General features: G+C 64.6%; 24 protein-coding genes. 5 read left to right on the top strand and 19 right to left on the bottom strand.

Annotated features, from left to right (window positions below):
- Positions 1-50: 50 nt before the first annotated feature.
- The 3 genes from yajC to queA all read right to left on the bottom strand — a co-directional run bounded on the left by yajC (position 51) and on the right by queA (position 2,670).
- Positions 51-386 (bottom strand): preprotein translocase subunit YajC, encoded by a 336-nt coding sequence (gene yajC, locus ACW5DN_RS02080; protein ID WP_456961103.1) that lies wholly within the window; start codon positions 384-386, stop codon positions 51-53.
- A 113-nt stretch (positions 387-499) separates the two neighbouring features.
- Positions 500-1,609 (bottom strand): tRNA guanosine(34) transglycosylase Tgt, encoded by a 1,110-nt coding sequence (gene tgt / locus ACW5DN_RS02075; RefSeq protein ID WP_456961102.1) that lies wholly within the window; start codon positions 1,607-1,609, stop codon positions 500-502.
- Positions 1,606-2,670 (bottom strand): tRNA preQ1(34) S-adenosylmethionine ribosyltransferase-isomerase QueA, encoded by a 1,065-nt coding sequence (queA, locus tag ACW5DN_RS02070; RefSeq protein WP_456961101.1) that lies wholly within the window; start codon positions 2,668-2,670, stop codon positions 1,606-1,608. Before queA ends, tgt begins: the two co-directional genes overlap by 4 nt.
- Before the next feature lie 221 nt (positions 2,671-2,891).
- On the opposite strand from queA, the gene ACW5DN_RS02065 reads away from it, so the two are divergent.
- From ACW5DN_RS02065 to ACW5DN_RS02055, 3 genes are all read left to right on the top strand, one after another.
- Positions 2,892-4,406, top strand: coding sequence for an aminotransferase class III-fold pyridoxal phosphate-dependent enzyme (locus ACW5DN_RS02065; RefSeq protein WP_456961100.1), 1,515 nt, complete (start codon positions 2,892-2,894; stop codon positions 4,404-4,406).
- Between the two features lie 250 nt (positions 4,407-4,656).
- The gene (locus tag ACW5DN_RS02060; RefSeq protein WP_456961099.1) at positions 4,657-6,171 is read left to right on the top strand and encodes a catalase; all 1,515 of its coding nucleotides are present in this window, start codon (positions 4,657-4,659) and stop codon (positions 6,169-6,171) included.
- 308 nt (positions 6,172-6,479) lie between these two features.
- Positions 6,480-8,921, top strand: coding sequence for a membrane-bound PQQ-dependent dehydrogenase, glucose/quinate/shikimate family (locus tag ACW5DN_RS02055; RefSeq protein ID WP_456961098.1), 2,442 nt, complete (start codon positions 6,480-6,482; stop codon positions 8,919-8,921).
- A gap of 143 nt (positions 8,922-9,064) precedes the next feature.
- On the opposite strand, the gene ACW5DN_RS02050 is transcribed toward ACW5DN_RS02055, so the two are convergent.
- The 16 genes from ACW5DN_RS02050 to ACW5DN_RS01975 form a co-directional block, all read right to left on the bottom strand.
- Complete coding sequence (locus ACW5DN_RS02050; RefSeq protein ID WP_456961097.1) at positions 9,065-9,649, bottom strand: hypothetical protein; 585 nt, start codon at positions 9,647-9,649, stop codon at positions 9,065-9,067.
- Positions 9,646-10,086: a hypothetical protein gene (locus ACW5DN_RS02045; RefSeq protein WP_456961096.1), complete on the bottom strand. Its 441-nt coding sequence runs from the start codon at positions 10,084-10,086 to the stop codon at positions 9,646-9,648. Before ACW5DN_RS02045 ends, ACW5DN_RS02050 begins: the two co-directional genes overlap by 4 nt.
- 33 nt (positions 10,087-10,119) lie before the next feature.
- Positions 10,120-10,578 carry an HIT family protein gene (locus ACW5DN_RS02040; RefSeq protein WP_456961095.1) on the bottom strand — a complete coding sequence of 153 codons (459 nt, stop codon included), beginning with the start codon at positions 10,576-10,578 and terminating at the stop codon, positions 10,120-10,122.
- Positions 10,575-10,841: a hypothetical protein gene (locus ACW5DN_RS02035; RefSeq protein WP_456961094.1), complete on the bottom strand. Its 267-nt coding sequence runs from the start codon at positions 10,839-10,841 to the stop codon at positions 10,575-10,577. The genes ACW5DN_RS02040 and ACW5DN_RS02035 overlap by 4 nt, the downstream gene beginning before the upstream one ends.
- Before the next feature lie 79 nt (positions 10,842-10,920).
- The gene (locus ACW5DN_RS02030; RefSeq protein ID WP_456961093.1) at positions 10,921-11,307 is read right to left on the bottom strand and encodes a YchJ family protein; all 387 of its coding nucleotides are present in this window, start codon (positions 11,305-11,307) and stop codon (positions 10,921-10,923) included.
- A 53-nt stretch (positions 11,308-11,360) separates the two neighbouring features.
- On the bottom strand, positions 11,361-11,786 hold the full coding sequence (locus tag ACW5DN_RS02025; RefSeq protein WP_456961092.1) for a PaaI family thioesterase: 426 nt from the start codon (positions 11,784-11,786) through the stop codon (positions 11,361-11,363).
- Between the two features lie 53 nt (positions 11,787-11,839).
- A complete protein-coding gene (locus ACW5DN_RS02020; protein WP_456961091.1) occupies positions 11,840-12,322 on the bottom strand; it encodes a hotdog fold domain-containing protein in 483 nt (160 codons plus the stop codon).
- Between the two features lie 146 nt (positions 12,323-12,468).
- The gene (locus ACW5DN_RS02015) at positions 12,469-13,269 is read right to left on the bottom strand and encodes a trypsin-like serine protease (RefSeq protein WP_456961090.1); all 801 of its coding nucleotides are present in this window, start codon (positions 13,267-13,269) and stop codon (positions 12,469-12,471) included.
- Positions 13,270-13,331: 62 nt separating this feature from the next.
- Positions 13,332-13,814, bottom strand: a complete 483-nt coding sequence (locus ACW5DN_RS02010; protein ID WP_456961089.1) for an N-acetyltransferase family protein — start codon at positions 13,812-13,814, stop codon at positions 13,332-13,334.
- An 8-nt stretch (positions 13,815-13,822) separates the two neighbouring features.
- On the bottom strand, positions 13,823-14,080 hold the full coding sequence (locus ACW5DN_RS02005) for a hypothetical protein (protein WP_456961088.1): 258 nt from the start codon (positions 14,078-14,080) through the stop codon (positions 13,823-13,825).
- A 147-nt stretch (positions 14,081-14,227) separates the two neighbouring features.
- Positions 14,228-14,980, bottom strand: coding sequence for an NAD(P)H-dependent oxidoreductase (locus tag ACW5DN_RS02000; protein ID WP_456961087.1), 753 nt, complete (start codon positions 14,978-14,980; stop codon positions 14,228-14,230).
- A 460-nt stretch (positions 14,981-15,440) separates the two neighbouring features.
- On the bottom strand, positions 15,441-15,650 hold the full coding sequence (locus ACW5DN_RS01995; protein ID WP_456961086.1) for a hypothetical protein: 210 nt from the start codon (positions 15,648-15,650) through the stop codon (positions 15,441-15,443).
- Positions 15,651-15,794: a hypothetical protein gene (locus tag ACW5DN_RS01990; protein ID WP_456961085.1), complete on the bottom strand. Its 144-nt coding sequence runs from the start codon at positions 15,792-15,794 to the stop codon at positions 15,651-15,653.
- 171 nt (positions 15,795-15,965) lie between these two features.
- Positions 15,966-18,500 carry a diguanylate cyclase gene (locus ACW5DN_RS01985; protein WP_456961084.1) on the bottom strand — a complete coding sequence of 845 codons (2,535 nt, stop codon included), beginning with the start codon at positions 18,498-18,500 and terminating at the stop codon, positions 15,966-15,968.
- A 36-nt stretch (positions 18,501-18,536) separates the two neighbouring features.
- Complete coding sequence (locus ACW5DN_RS01980; protein WP_456961083.1) at positions 18,537-18,752, bottom strand: hypothetical protein; 216 nt, start codon at positions 18,750-18,752, stop codon at positions 18,537-18,539.
- Positions 18,753-18,892: 140 nt separating this feature from the next.
- Entirely contained in the window at positions 18,893-19,513 is a 621-nt protein-coding gene (locus ACW5DN_RS01975) for a YbhB/YbcL family Raf kinase inhibitor-like protein (protein WP_456961082.1), read from the bottom strand.
- 237 nt (positions 19,514-19,750) lie between these two features.
- Between ACW5DN_RS01975 and ACW5DN_RS01970 the strand changes: the two genes are divergently transcribed.
- Positions 19,751-20,590: an acetoin reductase gene (locus ACW5DN_RS01970; RefSeq protein WP_456961081.1), complete on the top strand. Its 840-nt coding sequence runs from the start codon at positions 19,751-19,753 to the stop codon at positions 20,588-20,590.
- Between the two features lie 2 nt (positions 20,591-20,592).
- Positions 20,593-22,725 carry a copper-transporting P-type ATPase gene (locus ACW5DN_RS01965; RefSeq protein ID WP_456961080.1) on the top strand — a complete coding sequence of 711 codons (2,133 nt, stop codon included), beginning with the start codon at positions 20,593-20,595 and terminating at the stop codon, positions 22,723-22,725.
- The last annotated feature ends 48 nt before the right edge of the window (positions 22,726-22,773 follow it).

Raw genomic sequence — 22,773 nt, 5'->3', positions numbered from 1 at the left:
CCTGTGGCGACCACCCCGGCCACCAGACGTCAAAAAGTAGTGTTGGCCGATCAGGCCGACTTCAAGGTGCCCTTGGGCAATACGTTCGCAATCGATCCCTTCTGCACGCGGATGCGCACGTTGTCGGCGATCTCCACGGTGATGAAGTTCTCGCCCAGTTCGGTCACCACGCCGGCCATACCGCCGTTGGTCAGCACTTCGTCGCCCTTGGCCAACTGGCCGAGCATGGCCTTGTGCTCCTTGGCGCGCTTCATCTGCGGACGGATCATCAGGAAGTACATGACGCCGATCAACAGGATCGGGAACAGCAAGGACATTCCAAAGCCGCCAGCCGCCGGCGCAGCGGCTGCATGGGCGGGGGCAATCAGGAGATCAAGCAGGTTCATGTGGAAATTCCGTAAAGGCTGAAATTAGCCGGGGATTATGTCACGGCAGGCCACATACCACCTGCCTGACCGTGAGACGGGTTGAAACCGGTTGAAATGGGGCTTGCACGCCGCTACGGCTGGCGCGCGAGATAGAAAGACTCCCTGAAGGCGGCAAAGGTTCCCTGCCCGATCGCCTCGCGCATCTGCGCCATCAGCCGCTGGTAGTAGCGCAGGTTGTGCAAGGTACCCAACATCGGCCCGAGCATCTCGTTGCAACGGTCCAGGTGGCGCAGATAGCTGCGGGTGAAACCGCCGGCGCAGGCGCGGCAGTCGCAACCCTCCTCGATCGGCCGCAGGTCGTGCTCGTATTTCGCGTTGCGGATGCGCACCGTGCCGGTCGAGGTGAAGAAGTGGCCGTTGCGCGCGTTGCGGGTCGGCATCACGCAATCGAACATGTCGATGCCGCGCGCCACGCCTTCGACCAGATCCTCCGGTCGCCCCACACCCATCAGGTAGCGCGGACGGTCGGCAGGCAATTGCGGACAGGTGTGCTCGAGCATCGCGTTGCGCTCATGCTCCGGCTCGCCCACCGCCAGGCCGCCGATGGCATAGCCATCGAAACCGATCTGCTTGAGCCTTTCCGCCGAGCGTGTGCGCAGGTCGTGGTGGACGCCACCCTGGACGATGCCGAACAACGCCGCGTCATTGCCCTCGTGGGCTTTGCGGGAACGCTCGGCCCAGCGCAGGCTCAGCTCCATCGATTTTTGCGCGACATCCGGGGTTGCCGGATAGGGCGTGCACTCGTCGAAGATCATCACGATGTCCGAGCCCAGCACCTTCTGGATGTGCATGCTCTCCTCGGGGCCCAGGAACACCTTGCGGCCGTCGATGGGCGCGGCGAACGTCACCCCGGCTTCGGTGATCTTGCGTTTGTGCGCCAGCGAGAACACCTGGAAGCCACCGGAGTCGGTCAGGATCGGGCCATCCCAACGCGTGAAACCGTGCAGGCCGCCGTGCGCCTCGATCACCTCAAGGCCCGGCCGCAGGTACAAGTGAAACGTGTTTCCCAGGATGATCTGCGCGCCCAGCCCGTGGATGTCATCGGGAAACACGCCCTTCACCGTGCCGTAGGTGCCGACCGGCATAAACGCCGGGGTCTCGACCGTGCCGCGCGGAAAATCCAACCGGCCACGGCGCGCGTCGCCGTCGGTGCCGAGCAGTTCGAAGGACATGCGGCTCATGGCTGTCGCTCCGTGGTGCGCTCGGGCCACAGCAGCATCGCGTCGCCGTAGGAGAAGAACCGGTAGCGCTCGCGGATCGCATGCGCGTAGGCCGCAAACACCCGATCCTTGCCGGCGAACGCGGACACCATCATCAGCAAGGTGCTCTCGGGCAAGTGGAAGTTGGTGACCATCGCATCGACTGAGCGGATCTTGTAGCCGGGCAGGATGAACAACCGGCTCTCACCGGCATACGGGCGCAACTCGCCACCGGGATTGGCCTCGGTCGCCTGCATCGCCGTCTCCAGCGCGCGCACCACCGTGGTGCCGACGGCGATCACCCGGCCCCCGGCAGCGCGCGTACGACGCACCTGCCCGACCAGTCCAGCGCCGACATTCAGCCACTCGCTGTGCATCACGTGCTGGTCAAGGTCGTCGACCCGCACCGGCTGGAACGTGCCCGCGCCCACATGCAGGGTGACATGGCCGACGTCCACACCCCGCGCGGCCAGGTGCTCCAGCAGTGGCTGGTCGAAGTGCAGCCCCGCGGTGGGCGCGGCAACCGCACCGGTCTCGCGCGCGAACACGGTCTGGTAACGCTCGGCATCATCGGCACCTGGAGCACGTTGGATATACGGCGGCAATGGCAGCTGCCCCGCATGCAGCAGCCATTGCTCCAGCGATTGCCCGACATGGAACCGCAGACGATAGAACTCGCCATCACGCCCCAGCACTTCGACGTCGCCACCGGCGTCCAGCGCGATCCGTGCGCCCGGTCGGGGTGACTTGCTGACGCCCAGTTGCGCGCGCGCCTCATCGCCGCCCAGCAAGCGCTCGATCAGGATCTCGACCCGGCCACCGGTTGCCTTCTGCCCGAACAGGCGCGCCGGAATCACCCGGGTATCGTTGAACACCAGCAGGTCGCCAGGTGCAAGCAGACCGGGCAGTTGGTGGAATATGTGGTCTTCGATGCCACCTGGCTCTGGCGGCACCAGCAGCAATCGGCTCGACGAGCGTTCGGGCAACGGCGCCTGGGCAATCAGCGCCTGCGGCAACGCATAATGGAAATCGGATTTTTTCAAGGCGGATCTTCGAGGCGACTTTCGGGCTGGCGGGCGCGGTGACAACCCACCGACGCCGGCCGCATAGTGTAACGACGGTGGGGGTTATACCCATACGGCCGGCATGATAGAATCATGCAACTGATTGAATCAAAACGAAAAATACCGTCGTGTTGAACTCCTGTGCGCTTATGCCGGGGCACTTTCGACACCGCAATCGACCCTGTGGAGGAACAACACCGATGTCCAGCACCACCAACGGCAACGCCATTGTCAGCAAACTTGCGCCACTGCGCGCCCACTCCGGCTCGCGCCGCACCACCGGTCTGGACGATGCGGTTCTGGCCGGTTTTTCCAACGATGCCGACCTGATCGAGGCGGTCGATGCCGCGGTCGCCGAGTACCACCGCGTCAAGGGTGATTTCGCCGACCTGCTCGAGCTCGACGAGGATGCCCAGACCCACGCCATGCAGGCGGGTTTCATCAACTTCTACCAGGATGACGCGGTCAATCCCTATGTCGCCCTCACCGCACGCGGGCCGTGGATCGTGACCCTGAAGGGCGCGGTGCTGCATGACTCGGGCGGCTACGGCATGCTCGGCTTCGGCCACGCACCGGCCAAGGTGCTCGAGGCGATGGCCAAGCCGCAGGCGATGGCCAACATCATGACCCCGAGCCTGTCCCAGTTGCGCCTAAGCACTTTGTTGCGCGAAGCGATCGGCCTGGGCCGCGACTGTCCGTATGCGAGCTTCATGTGCCTGAACTCCGGCTCCGAATCGGTCACGCTGGCGGCCCGCATCGCCGATGCCAACGCCAAGGCCATGACCGACGAAGGCGGCCGGCACGCCGGTCGCACCACCATCAAGCGGGTCGTGGTCAAGGGTGGTTTCCATGGCCGCACCGAGCGCCCGGGCTTGTACTCCAACTCCTCGCGCAAGGCCTACGAGCAGTACCTGGCCAGCTACCGCGGCGAGAACAGCGTGATCGTGATCGCGCCCTACGACATCGATGCGCTGAAGCAGGCGTTCGCCGATGCCGACGCCAACAACTGGTTCATCGAGGCGATGTTCCTGGAGCCGGTAATGGGCGAAGGTGACCCGGGCCGCAGCGTGCCGGTCGACTTCTACAATGCCGCCCGCGCGCTGACCAAGGCCCACGGTGCGCTGCTGCTGGTCGACTCGATCCAGGCCGGACTGCGCGCCAACGGCGTGTTGTCGATCGTTGACTACCCCGGCTTCGAGGGCGTCGATGCGCCCGACATGGAGACCTACTCCAAGGCGCTCAATGCCGGCCAGTACCCCTTGTCGGTTCTGGCGGTCAACGAGGTGGCCGCGAATGCCTACAAAAAGGGCTTGTACGGCAACACCATGACCACCAACCCACGCGCGCTGGATACGGCCTGCGCGGTGCTGGAAACGGTCACCCCGGCGCTGCGCGAGAACATCCGCGCCCGCGGCGCCGAGGCGATCCAGAAGCTGGAGGCGCTCAAGGACACACTGGGCGGCATGATCACCAAGGTCCAGGGCACCGGCCTGCTGTTCTCCTGTGAGCTGTCCGACGACTTCAAGTGCTTCGGCACCGGCTCCACCGAAGAGTGGCTGCGCGAGCACGGCATCGGCGTGATCCATGGCGGTGCCAACTCGTTGCGTTTCACCCCGACCTTCACCGTCACCAGCGCCGAGATCGACCTGCTGGTCAGCATGGTCAGCCGTGCGCTCAAGGAAGGCCCTCGCCTCAACCAGGCCGCGGTGGCCTGACCGCCGCTACGTCAGCCACTGCAATCGCGTACTGAAAAAGCCGGGGCAACCCGGCTTTTTCATGCCAGCACCAATACGATTGAAATTGCCGATCGTCCGTCGCTACAGTCGCGCGCTCCGCCTATCGCTTCGATCGAGACAATCGAATGGCATATCAATGGAGCGCGGGGCAGACTCGTTGGCAACACCAAGCCAAGCCGCCTGGATCCGTGCCAATGCGGCGCTGACCATCTACATGAGGAAGACGACCATGACCCGTCCCGACAACACGTCCAACAGCAGTGCGTCCAACAGCGGATCGACCACCGGTGCCGGCGCGCCCGCCCCGAGCGACCGCAACTCGCTGAGCATCGGCGCAGACGGCCCGATCCTGCTGCACGACGTGCACTTCCTGGAGCAGATGGCGCACTTCAACCGCGAGAAGGTGCCCGAGCGCCAGCCGCACGCCAAGGGCGCGGGTGCGTTCGGCGTGCTCCAGACCACCGAGGATGTCTCGAAGTACACCAAGGCGGCGCTGTTCCAGAAGGGCGCGTCGACCGACATGCTGGCGCGCTTCTCCACCGTCGCCGGCGAGGTGGGCAGCCCCGACACCTGGCGCGACGTGCGCGGGTTCTCGCTGAAGTTCTACACCGATGAGGGCAACTACGACCTGGTCGGCAACAACACCCCGGTGTTCTTCGTGCGCGACCCGATGAAGTTCCCCCACTTCATCCGCAGCCAGAAGCGCCTGCCCGACTCCGGCCTGCGCGACAACCACATGCAGTGGGACTTCTGGACCAACAACCCGGAGACCGCGCACCAGGTCACCTACCTGATGGGCGAGCGTGGCCTGCCGCGCACCTGGCGGAACATGAACGGCTACGGCTCGCACACCTACATGTGGATCAACGCTGCCGGCGAGAAGTTCTGGGTCAAATACCACTTCCACACCGAACAGGGCATGGCGTTCTTCAACAACGCCGAAGCTTCCGCGATGGCCGGCCAGGACGCCGACTTCCACCGCGGCGACCTGTTCAACGCGATCAAGCGCGGCGAACACCCCAGCTGGATCCTGTCGGTGCAAGTCATGCCGTACGCGGACGCCAAGAGCTACCGTTTCAATCCGTTCGACCTGACCAAGACCTGGTCGCACAAGGACTATCCGCTGATCAAGGTCGGCACCATGACCCTGAACCGCAACCCGGAAAACTTCTTCGCCCAGATCGAGCAGGCCGCGTTCTCACCGGGCAACACGGTGCCGGGCATCGGCCTGTCGCCGGACAAGATGTTGCTCGGTCGCGCGTTCGCCTACGCCGACGCCCAGCGCCACCGCATTGGCACCAACTTCCACCAGTTGCCGGTCAACCAGCCCAAGGTGCCGGTCAACACGTACATGTTCGACGGCCTGATGACCTACCACCACAGCGGCAACGCGCCGGTGTACGCACCCAACAGCGGCGGCCGCACTTGGGCGGATGAAACCGGCCCGGTGGCAGACGGCTGGGAGACCGACGGCGAGATGGTCCGCAGCGCCTACACCCTGCACGCGGAGGACGACGACTTCGGCCAGCCCGGCACGCTGGTGCGCGAGGTCTGGAACGACGCCCAACGCGCCCAGTTCGTCGACCAGGTCGCCGGCAGTCTGCTCGGCGGCGTCCGCAGCCCGGTGCTGGAACGCGCGTTCGAATACTGGAAGAACGTCGACCCCGCGACCGGCCAGCAGATCGAAGACAAGGTCCGCTCGGGCAGCGCTCCGGCACCGGCCGAGGGCATGGGCGAGGGCTGATCAGCGGCTCGTATGCATGATCGCCAGTTCGTGAAGCGGTCACGGCCAAGGCCGCCGCAACACGACCGATTACGACCAGACCGATCGCAACACCCCGGCCTCGCGTGCCAGTCACGCGGGGCCGTTTTGTATTCCCGGCCCGGCTTTGCGGCGGCTATTGATACTCAGGGTTCCAGTGCTGGAACGCCGGGCGAAAAGCCGTTGGTCAATTCCGCGTAGTAGGCTCACCCACACCACTAATCTCACTGCCGGAGTCCACCGTGGGTATATCAGCGCAAGCAACTTCACCCCGGGCCTGGCCTGCCTACGTGGCCGCTGTCCTCGTGCTGCTGTGCGGGACATTCATGGCGATCGGCGGCGGCCGGCTGCTGATGCTCGGCGGCAGCCCGTATTTCGTGCTCGCGGGCATCGGCCTGGTGGTCGCGGCGGTGCTGATGTTCCGCCGCCGGGCCGCCGGCACCTGGTTGTATGCGCTGGTGATGCTGGCGACGCTCGGTTGGGCGTTATGGGATGTCGGCCTGGCGTTCTGGCCGCTGGTGTCGCGGCTGTTCGCGTTCGGCGTGCTGAGCCTGCTGGTCGCGCTGGCCTGGCCCGCGCTGACGGGTACCCGCAATCGCGGCGCATGGATCGCCGCCGCCGTGCTCGTCGTGGCCCTGGTCGCCACCGCCATCCGGGCGTTCCAGCCGAGCCCGATAGTGCAGGCCAGCGGCCCGTATCCGGCGGTGACGCCGGTATCGCCAGCGGCGGCACAGAAGGAATGGCGGCATTGGGGTAACACGACCGCCGGCACGCACTTCGCGGCGCTCGACCAGATCAACCGCGACAACGTCGGCCAACTGCAGGTCGCGTGGACGGCGCGCACGGGCGACATCCCCGAGAGCACCGGCTCCGGTGCCGAGGATCAGAACACGCCGCTGCAGATCGGCGACACGCTGTATGTGTGCACCGCCTACGGCAAGGTACTGGCGCTGGACGTGGACACCGGCGAGGAGGCGTGGCGGTTCGACCCGCACGCCACCGCGCCCAACTGGCAGCGCTGTCGCGGCCTCGGCTACCACGAGCAGCTGGCTGGCACAGCCGCACCTGACGCCCTTGACGAAATCGGCGAGGCCGCAGCAACGCCGGCACCGGCCACTCCAGCCACCGCCACCGCATCGGCATCGGCATCGGCATCGGCCAGCGTCGATCCGGTCGGACGCCAGGCTCTTGCCTCGACGAGCTGCAGCAAGCGCCTGTTCCTGCCCACCCTCGACGCCCGCCTGATCGCGCTGGATGCCGACAGCGGCCAACCGTGCGCGGACTTCGGCGACAACGGTACGGTCGACCTCGGCATCGACATGGGCGAGATCAAGCCCGGCTACTACCAGCAGACCTCGACCCCGCTGGTGGCGGGCGACCTGGTAATCGTCGGCGGCCGCGTCGCCGACAACTTCTCGGTCGGCGAACCGCCCGGCGTGGTCCGCGCCTACCACGCAGTCACCGGCGAGCTGGCCTGGGCCTGGGATCCGGGTAACCCCGCCACCACCCTGCGCCCGCCCGAAGGCGAGACCTACACCCGCGGCACGCCCAACGTGTGGTCGGCGATGGCCTACGACCACGCACTGGGCCTGGTGTACCTGCCGACCGGCAACGCCACCCCGGACTTCTGGTCCGGCCATCGCAGCGAACTCGACGACAAGTATTCATCGGCGGTGGTCGCGGTGGATGTCGCCACCGGCCGGCCGCGCTGGCACTACCAGATGACCCACCGCGACCTGTGGGACTTCGACATCCCGGCCCAGCCGCTGTTGTACGACGTGCCCGACGGCAACGGCGGCACCCTGCCGGCGCTGGTGCAGATCACCAAGCAGGGCGAGATCTTCATGCTCAACCGGGTCACCGGCGAGCCGATCGCCGAAGTCGTCGAAAAGCCGGTGCCACAGGGCAACCTGCCCGGCGAGCGCTATTCACCGACCCAGCCGTACTCGGTCGGCATGCCCTCGATCGGCAACGAGACCCTGGTCGAATCCGACATGTGGGGCGCCACCCCGTTCGACCAGCTGCTGTGCCGGATCCAGTTCAAGTCACTGCGCCACGAGGGCGTGTACACCCCGCCGGGGCTGGACCGCTCGCTGCAGATGCCCGGCTCGCTGGGCGGCATGAACTGGGGCGGCGTCTCGGTCGACCCGACCACTCACACCATGTTCGTCAACGACATGCGCCTGGGGCTGGCCAACTACATGGTGCCGCGCGCGGACGTCCCGACCTCCGCCAGCGGCATCGAGATGGGCATCGTCCCGCAGGACGGCACGCCTTACGGTGCGATGCGCGAGCGTTACCTCTCGCAGCTCGGCATCCCCTGCCAGAAGCCGCCGTTCGGCACCATGACCGCGATCGACCTGGCCAGCCGCGAGATCCTCTGGCAGGTGCCACTGGGTACCGTGCAGGACACCGGCCCGTTGGGCATCAAGATGCATCTGCCGATCCCGGTCGGCATGCCGACCCTGGCCGGCTCGCTGGCCACCCAGTCCGGCCTGGTGTTCTTCGCCGGTACCCAGGACTACTACCTGCGCGCACTCGACGGCCGCACCGGCAAGGAATTGTGGAAGGCGCGGTTGCCGGTCGGCAGCCAGGCGGGACCGATGACCTACGTCTCGCCCGATACCGGCCGCCAGTACGTGGTGGTGACCGCCGGCGGTGCCCGCACCTCGCCCGACCGCGGCGACTATGTGATCGCCTACGCGTTGCCGGAGGGTTCGGCCGATCGTTGATCCTGGTTGCCGTTACCGGCGCGCCGCCTTCCCCGCCTGCAGGCGCGCGCCGATCCGGGTGGCCAACCAGGCCTTCGGCAGGTAAGCGGCCAGCAGGTCGACCGCGATGAACCAGGCCGTTACCGGAATCATGAAACTGGCGGCTACGCCTTCACCGCCAGTTGGAACGCCACCCCGCACGCCAGCCCTGTCACCGCACCGACGAGGACTTCCGAAATCCCGTGCCGGCGCAGTACCAGCCGCGACCACGCCACCACCACTGCGGCCGCGAGCAACCCGGCGAACGCCATCGCCTGCGGCCAGACGATGCACGCCGCGAACATCGCGAACGCGACATGCAAAGAGATCTTGAGCCGGCCGCGCAGCACGTGGCCGGCCAGCACGATCACCCCCGACAAGCCGATCGCCGCGACTACACCACGATCCGACCCGGCAATCGCGAGTATCGCCGCAAGCCCCAGCAGCACCCATGAAGCGAACCGGTTGAGTTGCGAGCGCTCGTGCGGCTGCGAGGCATCAATATGCGACCAGCGGCCCGAGCGGGTCTGCAGCGCGCTGTAGATCATCACCACCGCGGCCGCCGCCAGCGTGAGCCCCAGCGCCCGCCACACCCGTCCCGGCGCCGGGCCGCCCGCACTGGTGGCGACGGCCGCTGCGACCACCATCATCACCACCGGGTGGATCAGGATCGACGCCAAGCGCGCGACCCATTCCCAAGTCGGTTTCATGGCGTTGCCGGCGCCGCCTTACCCGCCTGCAGGCGCGCGCCGATCCGGGTGGCCAACCAGGCCATCGGCAGGTAAGCGGCCAGCAGGTCGACCGCGATGAACCAGGCCGGTGCCGGAATCATGAAGCTGGCGGCCACGCCACCGCACAGGAAGATCACGCCAATCGCGTAGGCCAGCTTCGCCTTGTGGCTGGCCGCAATCAGGTAGGCGACGAGCGCCCCGGCGAGCGTGCCGACGGCATGCGCCAGGAACGGCATCACGAAGTGCCGCGGTTCGAAAAGATGGATGGCGGAGGCAAGGCCCTCGGCGCTGGTCACGTCCACGCCCGCCGGCGGCGGAATCAGCGACGGGCCGAGGGTGACGAGTGCCAGGTTGACGGCACTGCCGACGACGAACCCGACGACGACCGCAATCACGTTGCGCAGCAGATGGGGCATGGCAAGTTACCGACTAGTGGGAGGTTTGCGAGCTTACCGCTGCGGATCGCCCTTCGCTCGGTCATCGGCCTGCGCCAGTTGCCGACGCAGCGTCTCCGCATAGGCCTCCCTGACCTGCTCGCCTGGCGTATCTGGCGCATGCGGATAGACGCGCAACATGCCATCGCCGATCCGGCGCGGATGCACGTGAAAATGCAGGTGCGGCACTTCCTGGTCGGCCGCCTCGCCGATGGAATGCCAGAGACTCAGACCCTCGCTGGCGAACGCCTCCCCGACCGCCCGTGTCACCCGCGTCAGCATGGACATGACTGCCGCGCCGGTCGCATAGTCCAAGTCACGGATATCGCGACAATGGCGCCGCGGAACCACCAGGACATGGCCCCGGTTGAACTGGCGCAGATCGACAAACGCGACCGCCAGATCATCCTCGCAGACGATGCTCGCGGGTTCGGCTCCGCGGACGATCCTGCAAAAGACGCAGTCGCTGCTCATGTGCGACAAACGGACTCGATGAACTTGTCGTCGGTGGGAACTGCCGCATCGTTGCGACGGTTGCGGACGCGCCGCTTGGTCGAATTCCCCCTGCGCGACCCCATACCCGTCAAACCTCCAGCGACGCTGTAATGACCTAGCAGTTCCTTGATGCGGTCGTTGAACTTCAGGTACGGGCTGATGAGGATCAGCCGGTCCTTCGCGTCCTTGATGAGCTCTTCAAGGAAGTAGTTGGTTGCGCTGGTGTTGAGAAACTTGGCCATGACTTTCCCTTGCTGCTGGTCGAACAATCCCCTTGACGGCAACCGCAGCCGGATCCGCGGTGCGCCTTGCACGATGTTGCTAGACAGGAAACTCCCCGTCCAGGTAGAACCAGCGGCCATCTATGCACGCGAAGCGGCTCACCTCGTGCAGCCGCACCGCGGGCGCGCTGCCAACCTTGTAGCGGGCCACGAACTCCACCACCGCGCTGTCATCACCGGCATCGGCGTGGCGCTTCACGTCCAGCCCCAGCCAGCGCAGGCCCGGGGTGTCGTCCAGGTCGAGCGCGGCCGGGCGGGTGTCAGGGTGCCAAGTGGCCAGCAGATAGTCGCGCAGGCCCAGCACATAGGCGCTGTAGCGCGAACGCATCAACTCCTCGGCGCTGGTGGCCAGGCCGCGACCCTCGTGCAACGGCTGGCAGCAAGCCGCATAAGCGACGGACGGGTTGCAGGAGCAGGCTTGGGGCATGGAGAACCTGGAATCACGCCGCGCAGTGGAGCCGCGGTCGACTGGATGAATGGTCAGGCGCCTTTCTTCGGATAGAGCACCATTTGAGTACAACGGAAAAGAGCGATGGTCTTGCCGGACTCCCGGTGCGTGACCACGACATCCCAGACCTGGGTGGTCTTGCCAAGATGCACGGCTTTGGCAGTGCACTCGATCGTTCCGTCACGGGCGGTGCCGAGAAAGTTGGACTTGAGCTCGATCGTGGTGAAACCTTCTGCTCCCTCCGGAAGATTGGCGACGCACCCATAACCTGCGGCGGTATCGGCCAGAGTGACAATGCTGCCGGCATGCAGGAACCCGTTGGGCGCCATCATCTCCTTGCGCACACGCAACTCCGACGTAACCTCTGACGCAGAGATACCCGTGATGACGATGCCGAGATGACCAGGAAGGTTCCCGGCGCCGATTTTGTTGAAGTAATCTGAATTCAGTATGGGCATGGCTTCATATACCTTTATCCGACCCGTGAAGTAGCGTCGGCTTGAATGAATTGTCAGGCCGCGCCCGACCTGAGCTTCCGGGGTGCTACCCACATAGTAATCAGCGCCTCAAACACGGGCTCTGCCTGTTGATCCCGCACTACGACGTTGACTTTGAATTCACCAGGTACCGACCAATCGATCTCCGACTGGGGCGTAGCGATGGCAACCAGATCAGTCTTTGCCATCTCGAGGTACTTCACGGCCATTCCCTTGGGAATCCAGCGGTGTGTCGAGGGAATAGTAACCTCGGTCATTGTTCCGCCTGCGAGTTCCGCCATATTGCACATGGCGACGGCATGCACCGTCCCTATGTGGTTTAGCACGGCACGGCGCTTTCGCATCCGCACCTCGCAGTATTGTGGGCGAAGCTCCTCGAATTGCGGGCGAATGCTGCCGAAGTATGGTGCCTTTAGGCACAGTAGGCGAGAGAACGCCCACTTCCCACCCGGTTTAGAGGAAAAGCTTTGCCAAAGGCTTAGTGTTGTCCGGCGCACGGCGTCTCCAACATGAAGATTGCGAGGGAAGTTTGATAGCGGTCTAACGCTTGAGTTAAGACGACCTGCGTAGCGGAGCCGGCAACATGCAAGATTTTTCTGCCATGTTGTTGGTGTAGCGAAACGGGTTCGGCTCGAACGAATTGTTAGTCCCGCCTACTGTTGCGAAGAGATAACGCTTTCAATCTCAGGCGGACATTGCAACTGATTTGGCCATACCGCCCGGGCGTCCTAATCGCGCTTTGAGGATCTGCCCATGAAGTCAGTCCGGCCAACAACCAATCCTTCTCAGCCCGGATAAGGATTGGCCCGCCGCTGTCACCACTTCCTGACCCGCCCTCAAGGGGCAGAGCGTCCGACGGCTTGTCGAACATATAGCAGAGCCAGCGTTCATGGGCGCTGGTGACTTTGTTGTACGCACGACGAAGCTCCGTGCGGTGGGAGCTACTAAATTCGTACCCAGTGAGTCCGTTACCCGTAGCGCCTTTTCCTATGACCTTGATGATTTGGCCGAATTCGTCGTCGCTCTTGTTGATTGCGACAGGAGAGACGTCAGTAACGGGTTGAGCCAATTTTAGAAGTGCGATGTCATCTGAGGCGGAGAGCAGCACTCTAAAAAGCGTCCAATCCCAAGTGGCCAGTGCCTGGTCAAGCAGCTCTTGCGGCGGCTTTTTGTATCCGGGGTGTATTACGAGACGTTCAACGTCTCTAGGTACCCCGTTAATAGTCACCTGCTTGATTTCAGATTGCCACGTGATCGCATGAGCGGCGGTAATTACCCACTGCGGAGCAATCAGTACGCCATGCCCCTCGCTAGGCATGTCAACTAGAGCAGGAAACTCAGACGCCGGAACTCGATACTTGGAGTCATCAACGTCATCTCGAATGACGATCGCGCTTGCACTGAAGGACACAACTAGCAATGCGAGCAACCAGAGTCGAGTCATATGTGATGCCTTTGGGAATGTCTTCAAGGGGGCTAACGCCGGCGATTAAATTAAGCCGTACGCTATCCGCAGTTGTCCGCTAGCGCCTTAACTGCCTCTGGTGAGAGCGCGTAATTTACCCAGATTGGGTCAGCCTGCGCCCCGAGCCGCTCGTAAAACCGCTTGCCAGCTTCATTCCAGTCTGCGACTTGCCACCGCACGCGCCCGCAGCCCCTGACCACAGCCTCTCGAGCGACGGCTTTCATCAGTGCCTCCCCAACCCGCTGCCCCCTCGCCTCAGGGACGACGAATAATTCCTTCACGAACAATGCAGGTACAGCCTCCGCGGTAAAGGGGACGATGTAGAACACTGCCATGCCAACAACACGGCATTCGCTCTCGGCAACCAAGGCATAGAAGTCTGGCGGTAAACGACTGAAGCCTCGCTCCCGGAGCACATCCTCAGTGACGGCGAAGGAGTCGGCGTACTGCTCAAACTCCGCTAAAGAGCGCATGAGCGGGAGCAAGCTAGGGATGTCTACTTCTACCGCGAGACGGACTTTCATCGTTGTAGTCACTTTCGCCCTGATTTGTTAGTGGGCCGAAGCAGTAGCCACGTCACCAGTCCTGGAAGAATAATGCCTGCCAGAAAAAGCAAGTCGGACAGACTCAGCTTTGTACTGATTCCGGGAATGGAAATATCCGCCTGACTGATTGATGGCTGGCCGTGACCAGTGAGATAAAGATCCACAACGACGAGCACCAGCGCAGACACGACGCCAAACGCTAGTGCGGCACTAACAGCAACGAGTAATCGTGCGTACCACTTCATTCAGTCTGGCTCCAGCCTTACGTCTGATTTAAGCCGACCTGCGTAGTGGAGCCAACCATATGGCAAGCTTTATCTGCCATGTGGTTGGTGGAACGAAGCGGGTTCGGGTTGAACGAATTATTAAGGCACTCTTGGGTCATAGGGAGGCTACCAGACGTTTCTTTGCACGCCGGATCTGGCAACGACCCCCGGCTTCAGTCTTTCATCAGCGCCGTAGTCTTCAGCGGGATGGAAGAACAACCGAGGCGTATCACCGACTGTCTCCAGCCGGCGCTTGTAAGCCGCAAGTTGCTCAGCACGGCCAGCGTCGCCAATTTTTCCGGGCATATGCGCAACATATGGAGGAAGGACATCAAATCCTGCGTATCGCAGCAATCCATTGTGTATGGGCCAAAGAACTGTAAGTAAGCTCCCATCAATGCCATCAGGAGCGTATGTCTCTGCCGAGGTGCCCGTCGTACTCGCCACCATCGCTAGCTTATTCTTGAATACGCCGGTGTCATATTTACGACCCGTATGGTAGGCAAACCCTCTAGCAAATACGCGATCAAACCAGCCCTTTAGAATTGCTGGCGGACCAAACCACCAGATTGGAAACTGCAAAATTAGAAGGTCGGCTTGTACCAGCTTCTCCTGCTCTGTTTTTATCTCGGGCGCGATAGTTCCGTATGCCATCGCATGGGTCTGCTCACGTGCAATGCTGAGCCGATCCGGATCGGAGCGATCACCTGTAAAGTCATGAGGGCCTGTTACAGGATTCCAGCCCATCGCGTAGAGGTCGGATACTTGTACGTCATGACCTTGCGACGTCAGCGTATTTACTGCCAAGTCCTTCATTGAGCCGTTAAACGACGAGGGTTCAGGATGAGCGTAAACAATGAGAACTTTCATGATGGTCATGAGGAATTGGTTGAGCGCCTAACGCCTGAGTTAAGCCGACCTGCGTAGCGGAACCGGCAACATGGCAAGCTTAACCTGCCATGTTGTTGGTGTAGCGAAGTAGGTTCGGCTTGAACGAATTGTTAGGCCGCTGCCACCGCCCTCAGAGCCTACAGAAACGATGACAGGACCATGAAAATTGCACCGCCCACAATGGCGAGAACCATAAGCCAGCGGAGCGAATTGGCAGACAAGAAGCCAAAGAACCGCATGTGCATTGCCGAGAACGAATGACCGCAGCCAGGACAGCGGACTTTGGTAGATGCGCCCGGAGCGGTCACAACCCCAAGCAGAAGAGGGACGCCACCCCAAACGAGCGCGTCGCGGGCCTCAAATCTAGCGGAGCACTTGGGACAGATCTCGTGATCGTTCATCTGCGGCCTAACTATAGTTATCAATAAATTCCGCCTGATAATACAACTCAAGCGGCACCGATCTTCCCGTCCTGCTCCTGTGCCCGTCCTAGCACAACCAGCATTTCCACCAGCTTCGGCAGGCGCTTTTTCCACGGGCCACGGGCAGTAAACCTTGCGGCGATCTCATCGAGTGAGAGCGGGACGGGGCTGGTGGCGAGGAGGTCGGCGCTGGTGCTGCCGTCGCCGTGGCTGAAGGTGATCGGCCGCTCGAACATTTAGTCCTGCTCGGCGGTGGCATGCGGGGTGTCGACGCCGAGCAGATGGGACAGGTCGATCAGGAAGGATTGCGAGGTCGACAGCTCGGAGGCGGTGATGCCTTGCCATTTGGTGATGAAGGCGAGAGCGCCCTCACACCCCAAGGGTGCTTCCTTCGGGGCGTCCGCCCGTTGGGCACCTTCTCCCGCGAGCGGGAGAAGGGAAGAGCTGGTGTTTGCGTCGGCCACGTATCGAGTCCCCTACCCTGCGGTTTTGTGATGCCGTTAGCAGGATACGGCAGGCGGTCGTGCGGGGTGGCCGGCGGCCGCGGAAAGTCAGGGGACTTGCAGACTGAAGCGAGGAAAGCCTGCCCCGGATACTTCAGGCGCGGGATCGTCGCGCAGCTCGCCCAGCGGCGGAATGACGAGCGTGGTGTATTCCTCGTAATGCGCATCGGGCAGGTCGCGCAGGGCCAGGCGCTCGATCCGCGGTGATCCGATCGGCAGCTGCGCCGCCTCGTACAGGATCGCCTCGTGCTCTGCCGGGTACCAGCGCAGCAGCTTGTCGACCAGCGCCTGCAGCCCTTCGCGCTCGGCGTGCAGGCGGCGGCACGACAGGTCACCGGACAGGGTCACCTGCCACAGCAGCACCAGGCCGTCGGTATCAGGCCGGCGGTCGTAGACCAGGAAATGGGTCGCTTCCATCGACTGCACGCCGCGGTGGCCCGGGTCGATCCCGAGGTCGGCGTACAGACAGGCTTCGGCCGAAATCCCCGGCTCCATGCGCGCCGGGATGCCCTTCGCGCGGGCCTTGCGCAGCACCGTGTGCGGCACGTCGGCAAACACGCCCGGGTGGCCGTAGAACACCGCGCAGACGTGCTTGCCGGCCTCCACCTCGGCCATGATCGCCGCGTCGATCTCGCGGTAGATCTCCCGCCGGTCCTTGTCGGGCGCGTAGTAGACGCCGAGATTGATAGCGTCGGGGCGGAAGCCGTGGATCATGCCCAGTGCGAACGGGTCGACCAGGCAGAACACGACCTCGGCTTCGCGGATTTCCGACAGGCAGCGTTCGCTGGCGTGGCGGCCGAACTGGATCCCGCTGCCCACCACCACCAGGCCTCCGGCCGACTTCGCGGCGGAGCCGGCATCCCCGCTCGCACACACCACGCGGTCGCGACCGTCGTGCTTGGCGCGGTACAGAGCTTGGTCTGCCTCGTGGATCAGCTCCTCCAGCGTGGCGGTGTCAGCGCTCCTCTGGCAGATCCCCGCGCTGAGGTTGAAGCCGAACGTCTGCCCGAACACGGTGATCGGTTCGATCCTCGCGCGCAGGCGCAGCAACAGCGCCTCGGCTTCGGCCACGTCGGCATCGATCAGGATCGTGAACTCGTCGCCGCCGCTGCGCCCGGCGATGCCGCGCGCGCCAACGACCTCGGTGATCCATGCGCCAAGCGAACGCAGCGCCTCATCGCCGGCAGCGTGGCCGTAGCTGTCGTTGACCTGCTTGAACAGGTCGATGTCGGCGACGATCGCCGTAAACGGCCTCCCGTTGGCGCGGGCGCGCGCGAATGCAGCTTGGCCGAGCTTGCGGACCTGCTGGTAGTTGTACAGGCGGGTCAGGCCGTCGTGCTCGGACTGCCAGCGGTAGCGACGGCGCTCGCGGAGCGAGCGGCGCAGCAACCCCGATAGCAGGATCGCGGTGACCAGCAGCCCGACCAGGCCCACGCCAAGCATTATCTGCCGGCGCTGCGTCGCGGTGACCTGCAGCGCCGCCAGCTCCTTTTCGGCTTCCAGCAGGGCGATCTGCTGCTCCTTCAAACGGGTATCGAACTCGACCTGCAGGTAGACCAGGCGGCGGTCGCGGGCGTCACGCTCGGCGACCTTCGATGCCGACATGGCCAGCCGGAAATGGGCGAGCGCCCGGGCGAAGTCGCCGCGCCGCTCGGCCAGCTTGGCGAACAGATCCTCGGTCTCCGCGATCGCGAGGTGGGAGTCCTGGTCCCGGTAGTAGCGCAGGGTGTCGGTCAGCAGCATCTCGGCCTCGTCGAGCCCCCGGTTCGACTCGATCAGGCTGTTGGCCAGCTCCAGTCTGGCGCTCCAGGCGCCGGCCGCGAAGCCCGCCGCCACGAAATCCGCAAGCGCCTGGCGGGCCCAGCCCAGTGCCTCGGCGTGACGCCCCTGGCTGGCCGCCATCTTGCCGACGCCGTACTTGCCGTTGGCAATGAACACCAGGTCGCCGGCGCGGGTGCAGGCCTCGATCTGGCGATGCCGCCATGCCTCCGCTTCGCGGAAATTACCCGCGTGATCCTCGGCCATGCCCACGTCGGCCAAGGCCAGACACAGCGCCCTGGGATCATTTCCGGCTTCGACAATCTCGAGGGCGCGCAGCGCCAGATCCCGCGCCTTGCCGGTCTCGCCGACGAGGGTGTGCAGATAACTGGCGGCACCGAGCAGCCCGGCCGATTCCGCGGGTGCCTCATCCAGGTACGACAGGCCCTCGCCCAGCCAGGTGAATGCCAACGTCCAGTCCTCGACGTTGGCGGCGATGCTGATGGCGCTGGTATAGACGCGCACGCGCAGCGCCGCAGGCAGGTCCTGGCGCAGCAGCTCGGACAGGCCCTGCAGCGCGGCGGACTGGTTGCCGGCGAGCCCGAGGTTGCGCAGACGGACAAACTCTATCCGGTAGCGCTGCTCCTGCGAGAGCGCATCCAGCTGCGATGCCAGGCCCTCGATCTTCTTGTCGGACTCACGCCAGTGCGCGGTAACCGCCAACCGCTCGATGTCCTGGACCTGCGCCTCCAACGCGTCGTCGGCGAACACCGGCGTGGCGGCGAACGCAAGCAGCAGGAAGGCGATGGAGAGGAACCGGCTCATACGGTAGCGATCATCGACGGCGTAAGGCGCGGTCAGCTACTCGTAAGCCTTGATGATGTGGTTTGTGGCGAACTGTCCGTCCGCCAGCCCGGTTAGCCGCTTGATCGCTGCGTAATCGCTGGCAAGCATTGCCTTCTGCTCATCCCCGGACAGGCCGGCGCGCTTGACCACCGCGCCCGGATCCTCCGCATACTCTGCGGCCAGCGCGGCATCACTGCCGAGTTTCCGCATCAGAACGAGCAGTTTTGACATGTCCCCTTCCCCTTGAATTGACCAGACATCCACTGCCCCATGTGCCGGATCGATCACCCCAGTCCCAGCCCATCAAGCTGTTTGACCCTAGCATAGGCCCGTGTCCGTCTTCGCGCCGCGCGCCGGGGTGCAAGCCGCCGTCAGCCGGCAGGCTCCTGCGGTGCCGCGTAGGTGCCCACCAGCCGCGCCTTCCCCATCACGTGGCCGCTCATCGCCCTGAGCAGCGCGTCGCGGCCGGTGTCGGGCGCGAGGTCGAGCGCGGCGTCCAGTGCAAACACCTGGAAGTGGTAGTGGTGCAGGCCGGTTCCCGCAGGCGGCCGAGGGCCGAAGTAACCGGTTGATCCGTGGTCGTTGAGGCCCTGGCGCATGCCGTCCGGGTCGGCCAGCCGCGGATCCGCGGGCAGGCCTTCGGGCAGCGACGTCGCGCCAGCCGGGATGTTCCAGGCCACCCAGTGCACGTAGGGCGCGGGCCGGTCGGCGTCGGGATCCTCCATCACCAGCGCGTAGGTCTGCGCACCCTCCACCGGCTGCCAGGCCAACGCCGGCGAAATGTCCTCGCCGTAGGCACTGTGGCGCGCCGCGATTGGCTGGCCGTCGGCGAAAGCCGGCGAGCGCAACGTAAACTCGCCGGCGCTGGTGGCCTGCGTGTCAGGGCTGTCGAAGGCGAGCGCCACGCCATCGCCCTGGCAGCCCGGGGCGATGGCCGCTAGCAGGGCGGCGAGTGCAATCGGCAGGATGGTACGTCGGGACGTGCGGTTCATGGCGCGATCCTCGAAACGGGTACACAGGCTAGCGTGAGTCGCGTTGCGCGGGTGCGAAACCGTCAAGCGCCAACCTCAACACCCGCGAAGCCGCCGAACGCGGCGTGTTCGGTTCACCGGCCATGTTCGTCGGCGACGTGATTCTCATCATCGATGCCGTGATCGACGACCCCGGATTTCACCCGGTCTAACGATCGCGACTCGCAAACTGTGTCACCCCGATGGAAGAGTTGACTGGTGGACACGGTGCAGCCGCTCGCCAGAGGCGGCCTGGACAATACCAACAAGGAGATAAACATGAGCATTAAGGGAAAAGTCGCCCTCGTCACCGGCGCTGGCCAGGGCATTGGCCGTGCGATCGCTCTCAGGCTGGCGAACGACGGCGCTGACATCGCCATCGTGGACATCAAGGACGAGCAGATGAAGGCTGTCGCGGACGAGGTGAGGGCGGTCGGTCGCAAAGGGACAACGTTCAAGGCCGACGTTTCAAATCGCGACGATGTTCATGCCGCCATCGATCACGCTGAAAAGGAACTTGGCGGATTCGACATCATCGTCAACAACGCGGGCATCGCCTCGATTCAGCCTCTGGTCGACGTCACGCCCGAGGAACTCGACAAGATCCTGAAGGTCAACGTCGCGGGCGTCGTGTGGGGCATTCAAGCCGCCGCAAAGAAGTTCAAGGAGCGTAAGCAGAAAGGCAAGATCATCAACGCGGCGTCGAATGCCGGCCACGAGGGCTTCGCTCTCCTGGGTTTATACAGCGCGACCAAATTCGCGGTCCGGGGTTTGACGCAGGCGGCTGCCAAGGAGCTTGCCAGCGACGGCATCACGGTCAACGCCTACTGCCCGGGCACTGTCGGTACTGACATGTGGGTCGAGATTGACAGGCGTATGGCCGAGATCAATGGAGACGAAATCGGGGTCAACCTCAAGAAGAATATCGAAGGCATCGCTCTTGGCCGCGCTCAGACCCCCGAGGAGGTTGCCGCGTTCGTTTCCTACCTGGCCGGTCCCGATTCGGATTACATGACCGGCCAGGCCCCCCTGATCGATGGCGGCATCGTCTACCGGTGAGCATGTCGAGAACAGGAGTCAGGGCGATCTATACCTGCCCGATGCATCCGGAGATCAGGCGCGATGGGCCGGGCAACTGCCCGATCTGCGGGATGGCGTTGGAGCCGGACGTGGCCACCGCCGACGACGGGCCGAACCCGGAGCTGGCCGACATGACCCGGCGGTTCTGGATCGGGCTGGTGCTCACCCTTCCCGTGTTCGTGCTGGAGATGGGCGGCCACCTGTTCCCGGCGATCCATCGTCTGGTTCCGCCAACCACGTCGGCCTGGATCCAGTTCGCCTTGGCCACGCCGGTGGTGTGGTGGGCCGGCTGGCCGTTCTTCCAGCGCGCGTGGGCGTCGCTGGTCACCCGCAACCTCAACATGTTCACCCTGATCGCCATGGGCACCGGTGTGGCCTGGACCTACAGCGCGGTGGCCACGCTCATGCCCGGCCTGTTCCCGCCCGCGTTCCGGGCGGCAGACGGGAGCGTCGCGGTCTACTTCGAGGCCGCCGCCGTTATCACCGTCCTCGTCCTCCTCGGCCAGGTGCTGGAGCTGCGCGCGCGCGAGCAGACCTCCGGCGCGATCAAGGCCCTGCTCGATCTCGCACCCAAGACCGCCCGACGGATCGACGCATCCGGCGAGGAAAGCGACGTGCCGGTCGAAGAGGTCGAAATCGGCGACCGCCTGCGCGTGCGCCCCGGCGAGAACGTGCCGGTGGACGGCGTGGTCGTCGACGGCCGCTCGGCCGTGGACGAGTCCATGGTGACGGGTGAATCCATGCCGGTGACCCGCAGCGTCGACGACCCGGTCATCGGCGGCACCCTCAACCAGTCGGGCGCGCTCATCATCCGCGCCGAGAAGGTCGGCCGCGACACCCTGCTGTCGCGGATCGTGCAGATGGTCGCCGACGCGCAGCGCTCGCGCGCGCCGATCCAGCGCATGGCCGACCGCGTTTCGGGCTGGTTCGTGCCGGCGGTGATCGCGGCTGCCATCGTCACCTTCATCGTCTGGTCCATCGTCGGGCCGGAGCCCAGGATGGCCTACGGCCTGGTGGCCGCGGTCTCGGTGCTGATCATCGCCTGCCCTTGCGCGCTGGGGCTGGCCACGCCGATGTCGATCATGGTCGGCGTGGGCAAGGGCGCGCAGCTCGGCGTGCTGATCAAGAACGCCGAGGCGCTGGAGCACCTGGAGAAGGTCGACACCCTGGTGGTCGACAAGACCGGCACGCTTACCGAGGGCAAGCCGTCGGTGACCGGCATCGTGCCCGCCGAGGGTTTCGACGAGGAGGCGATCCTGCGTTTGGCTGCGGGCGTGGAGCGCGCCTCCGAGCATCCGCTGGCGCTGGCGATCGTCGACGCTGCCAAGAGCCGCGGCATCGTCATCCCCGACGTCACCGGCTTCGACTCACCCACCGGCAAGGGCGTGCTTGGAACAGTGGAAGGCAAGTTCGTCTCGCTTGGCAACGCCGCCTTCCTGGCCGAGCAGTGCGTCGATACCGCCGCCTTGGCCGACCAGGCCGACGGCCTGCGTGGCGAAGGCGCAACCGCCATCTACATCGGCGTGTCCGGCCGTGCCGCCGGCATCCTCGCCATCGCCGACCCGATCAAGGACACCACGGCGCCGGCCTTGCAGGCATTGCGCGATGACGGCATCCGCATCGTCATGCTGACCGGCGACAACCGCACCACGGCCCTGGCGGTGGCGCGCACGCTCGGGATCGACGAGGTCGAGGCGGACGTGCTGCCTGACGGCAAGAGCGACGTGGTGTCGCGCCTGCGTGCCGAAGGCCGGGTGGTCGCCATGGCCGGGGACGGCGTCAACGACGCCCCGGCCCTGGCCGCTGCGGACGTGGGCATCGCCATGGGCCCGGGCACCGACGTGGCCATGGAAAGCGCCGGCGTCACCCTGCTCAAGGGCGACCTGATGGGCATCGTCAGGGCGCGGCAGCTGTCGGAAGCCACCATGCGCAACATCCGCCAGAACCTGCTTTTCGCCTTCGCCTACAACGCGGCCGGCATCCCGATCGCCGCCGGCGTGCTGTATCCGTTCTTCGGCATCCTGCTGTCGCCGATCATCGCCGCGGCGGCCATGACGCTGTCGTCGGTGAGCGTGATCGGCAACGCGCTCAGGCTGCGTTTACTGAAGTTGTGAACGCGGTGAAACCCTGCGTGCTCGGCGGCATCTGCACGATGTCGTAGC

The sequence above is a fragment of the Lysobacter sp. A289 genome (assembly GCF_054072675.1).
This window is presented reverse-complemented; position numbering and strand designations above follow the sequence as displayed.

What these genes read in the sequence shown, in the direction of transcription:
- yajC (WP_456961103.1), bottom strand. Translation starts at nt 386, where the DNA reads ATGAACCTGCTTGATCTCCTGATTGCCCCCGCCCATGCAGCCGCTGCG.
- tgt (WP_456961102.1), bottom strand. Translation starts at nt 1,609, where the DNA reads ATGAGCCGCATGTCCTTCGAACTGCTCGGCACCGACGGCGACGCGCGC.
- ACW5DN_RS02065 (WP_456961100.1), top strand. Translation starts at nt 2,892, where the DNA reads ATGTCCAGCACCACCAACGGCAACGCCATTGTCAGCAAACTTGCGCCA.
- ACW5DN_RS02060 (WP_456961099.1), top strand. Translation starts at nt 4,657, where the DNA reads ATGACCCGTCCCGACAACACGTCCAACAGCAGTGCGTCCAACAGCGGA.
- ACW5DN_RS02050 (WP_456961097.1), bottom strand. Translation starts at nt 9,649, where the DNA reads ATGAAACCGACTTGGGAATGGGTCGCGCGCTTGGCGTCGATCCTGATC.
- ACW5DN_RS02045 (WP_456961096.1), bottom strand. Translation starts at nt 10,086, where the DNA reads ATGCCCCATCTGCTGCGCAACGTGATTGCGGTCGTCGTCGGGTTCGTC.
- ACW5DN_RS02040 (WP_456961095.1), bottom strand. Translation starts at nt 10,578, where the DNA reads ATGAGCAGCGACTGCGTCTTTTGCAGGATCGTCCGCGGAGCCGAACCC.
- ACW5DN_RS02035 (WP_456961094.1), bottom strand. Translation starts at nt 10,841, where the DNA reads ATGGCCAAGTTTCTCAACACCAGCGCAACCAACTACTTCCTTGAAGAG.
- ACW5DN_RS02030 (WP_456961093.1), bottom strand. Translation starts at nt 11,307, where the DNA reads ATGCCCCAAGCCTGCTCCTGCAACCCGTCCGTCGCTTATGCGGCTTGC.
- ACW5DN_RS02025 (WP_456961092.1), bottom strand. Translation starts at nt 11,786, where the DNA reads ATGCCCATACTGAATTCAGATTACTTCAACAAAATCGGCGCCGGGAAC.
- ACW5DN_RS02015 (WP_456961090.1), bottom strand. Translation starts at nt 13,269, where the DNA reads ATGACTCGACTCTGGTTGCTCGCATTGCTAGTTGTGTCCTTCAGTGCA.
- ACW5DN_RS02010 (WP_456961089.1), bottom strand. Translation starts at nt 13,814, where the DNA reads ATGAAAGTCCGTCTCGCGGTAGAAGTAGACATCCCTAGCTTGCTCCCG.
- ACW5DN_RS02005 (WP_456961088.1), bottom strand. Translation starts at nt 14,080, where the DNA reads ATGAAGTGGTACGCACGATTACTCGTTGCTGTTAGTGCCGCACTAGCG.
- ACW5DN_RS02000 (WP_456961087.1), bottom strand. Translation starts at nt 14,980, where the DNA reads ATGACCATCATGAAAGTTCTCATTGTTTACGCTCATCCTGAACCCTCG.
- ACW5DN_RS01995 (WP_456961086.1), bottom strand. Translation starts at nt 15,650, where the DNA reads ATGTTCGAGCGGCCGATCACCTTCAGCCACGGCGACGGCAGCACCAGC.
- ACW5DN_RS01985 (WP_456961084.1), bottom strand. Translation starts at nt 18,500, where the DNA reads ATGAGCCGGTTCCTCTCCATCGCCTTCCTGCTGCTTGCGTTCGCCGCC.
- ACW5DN_RS01980 (WP_456961083.1), bottom strand. Translation starts at nt 18,752, where the DNA reads ATGTCAAAACTGCTCGTTCTGATGCGGAAACTCGGCAGTGATGCCGCG.
- ACW5DN_RS01975 (WP_456961082.1), bottom strand. Translation starts at nt 19,513, where the DNA reads ATGAACCGCACGTCCCGACGTACCATCCTGCCGATTGCACTCGCCGCC.
- ACW5DN_RS01965 (WP_456961080.1), top strand. Translation starts at nt 20,593, where the DNA reads ATGTCGAGAACAGGAGTCAGGGCGATCTATACCTGCCCGATGCATCCG.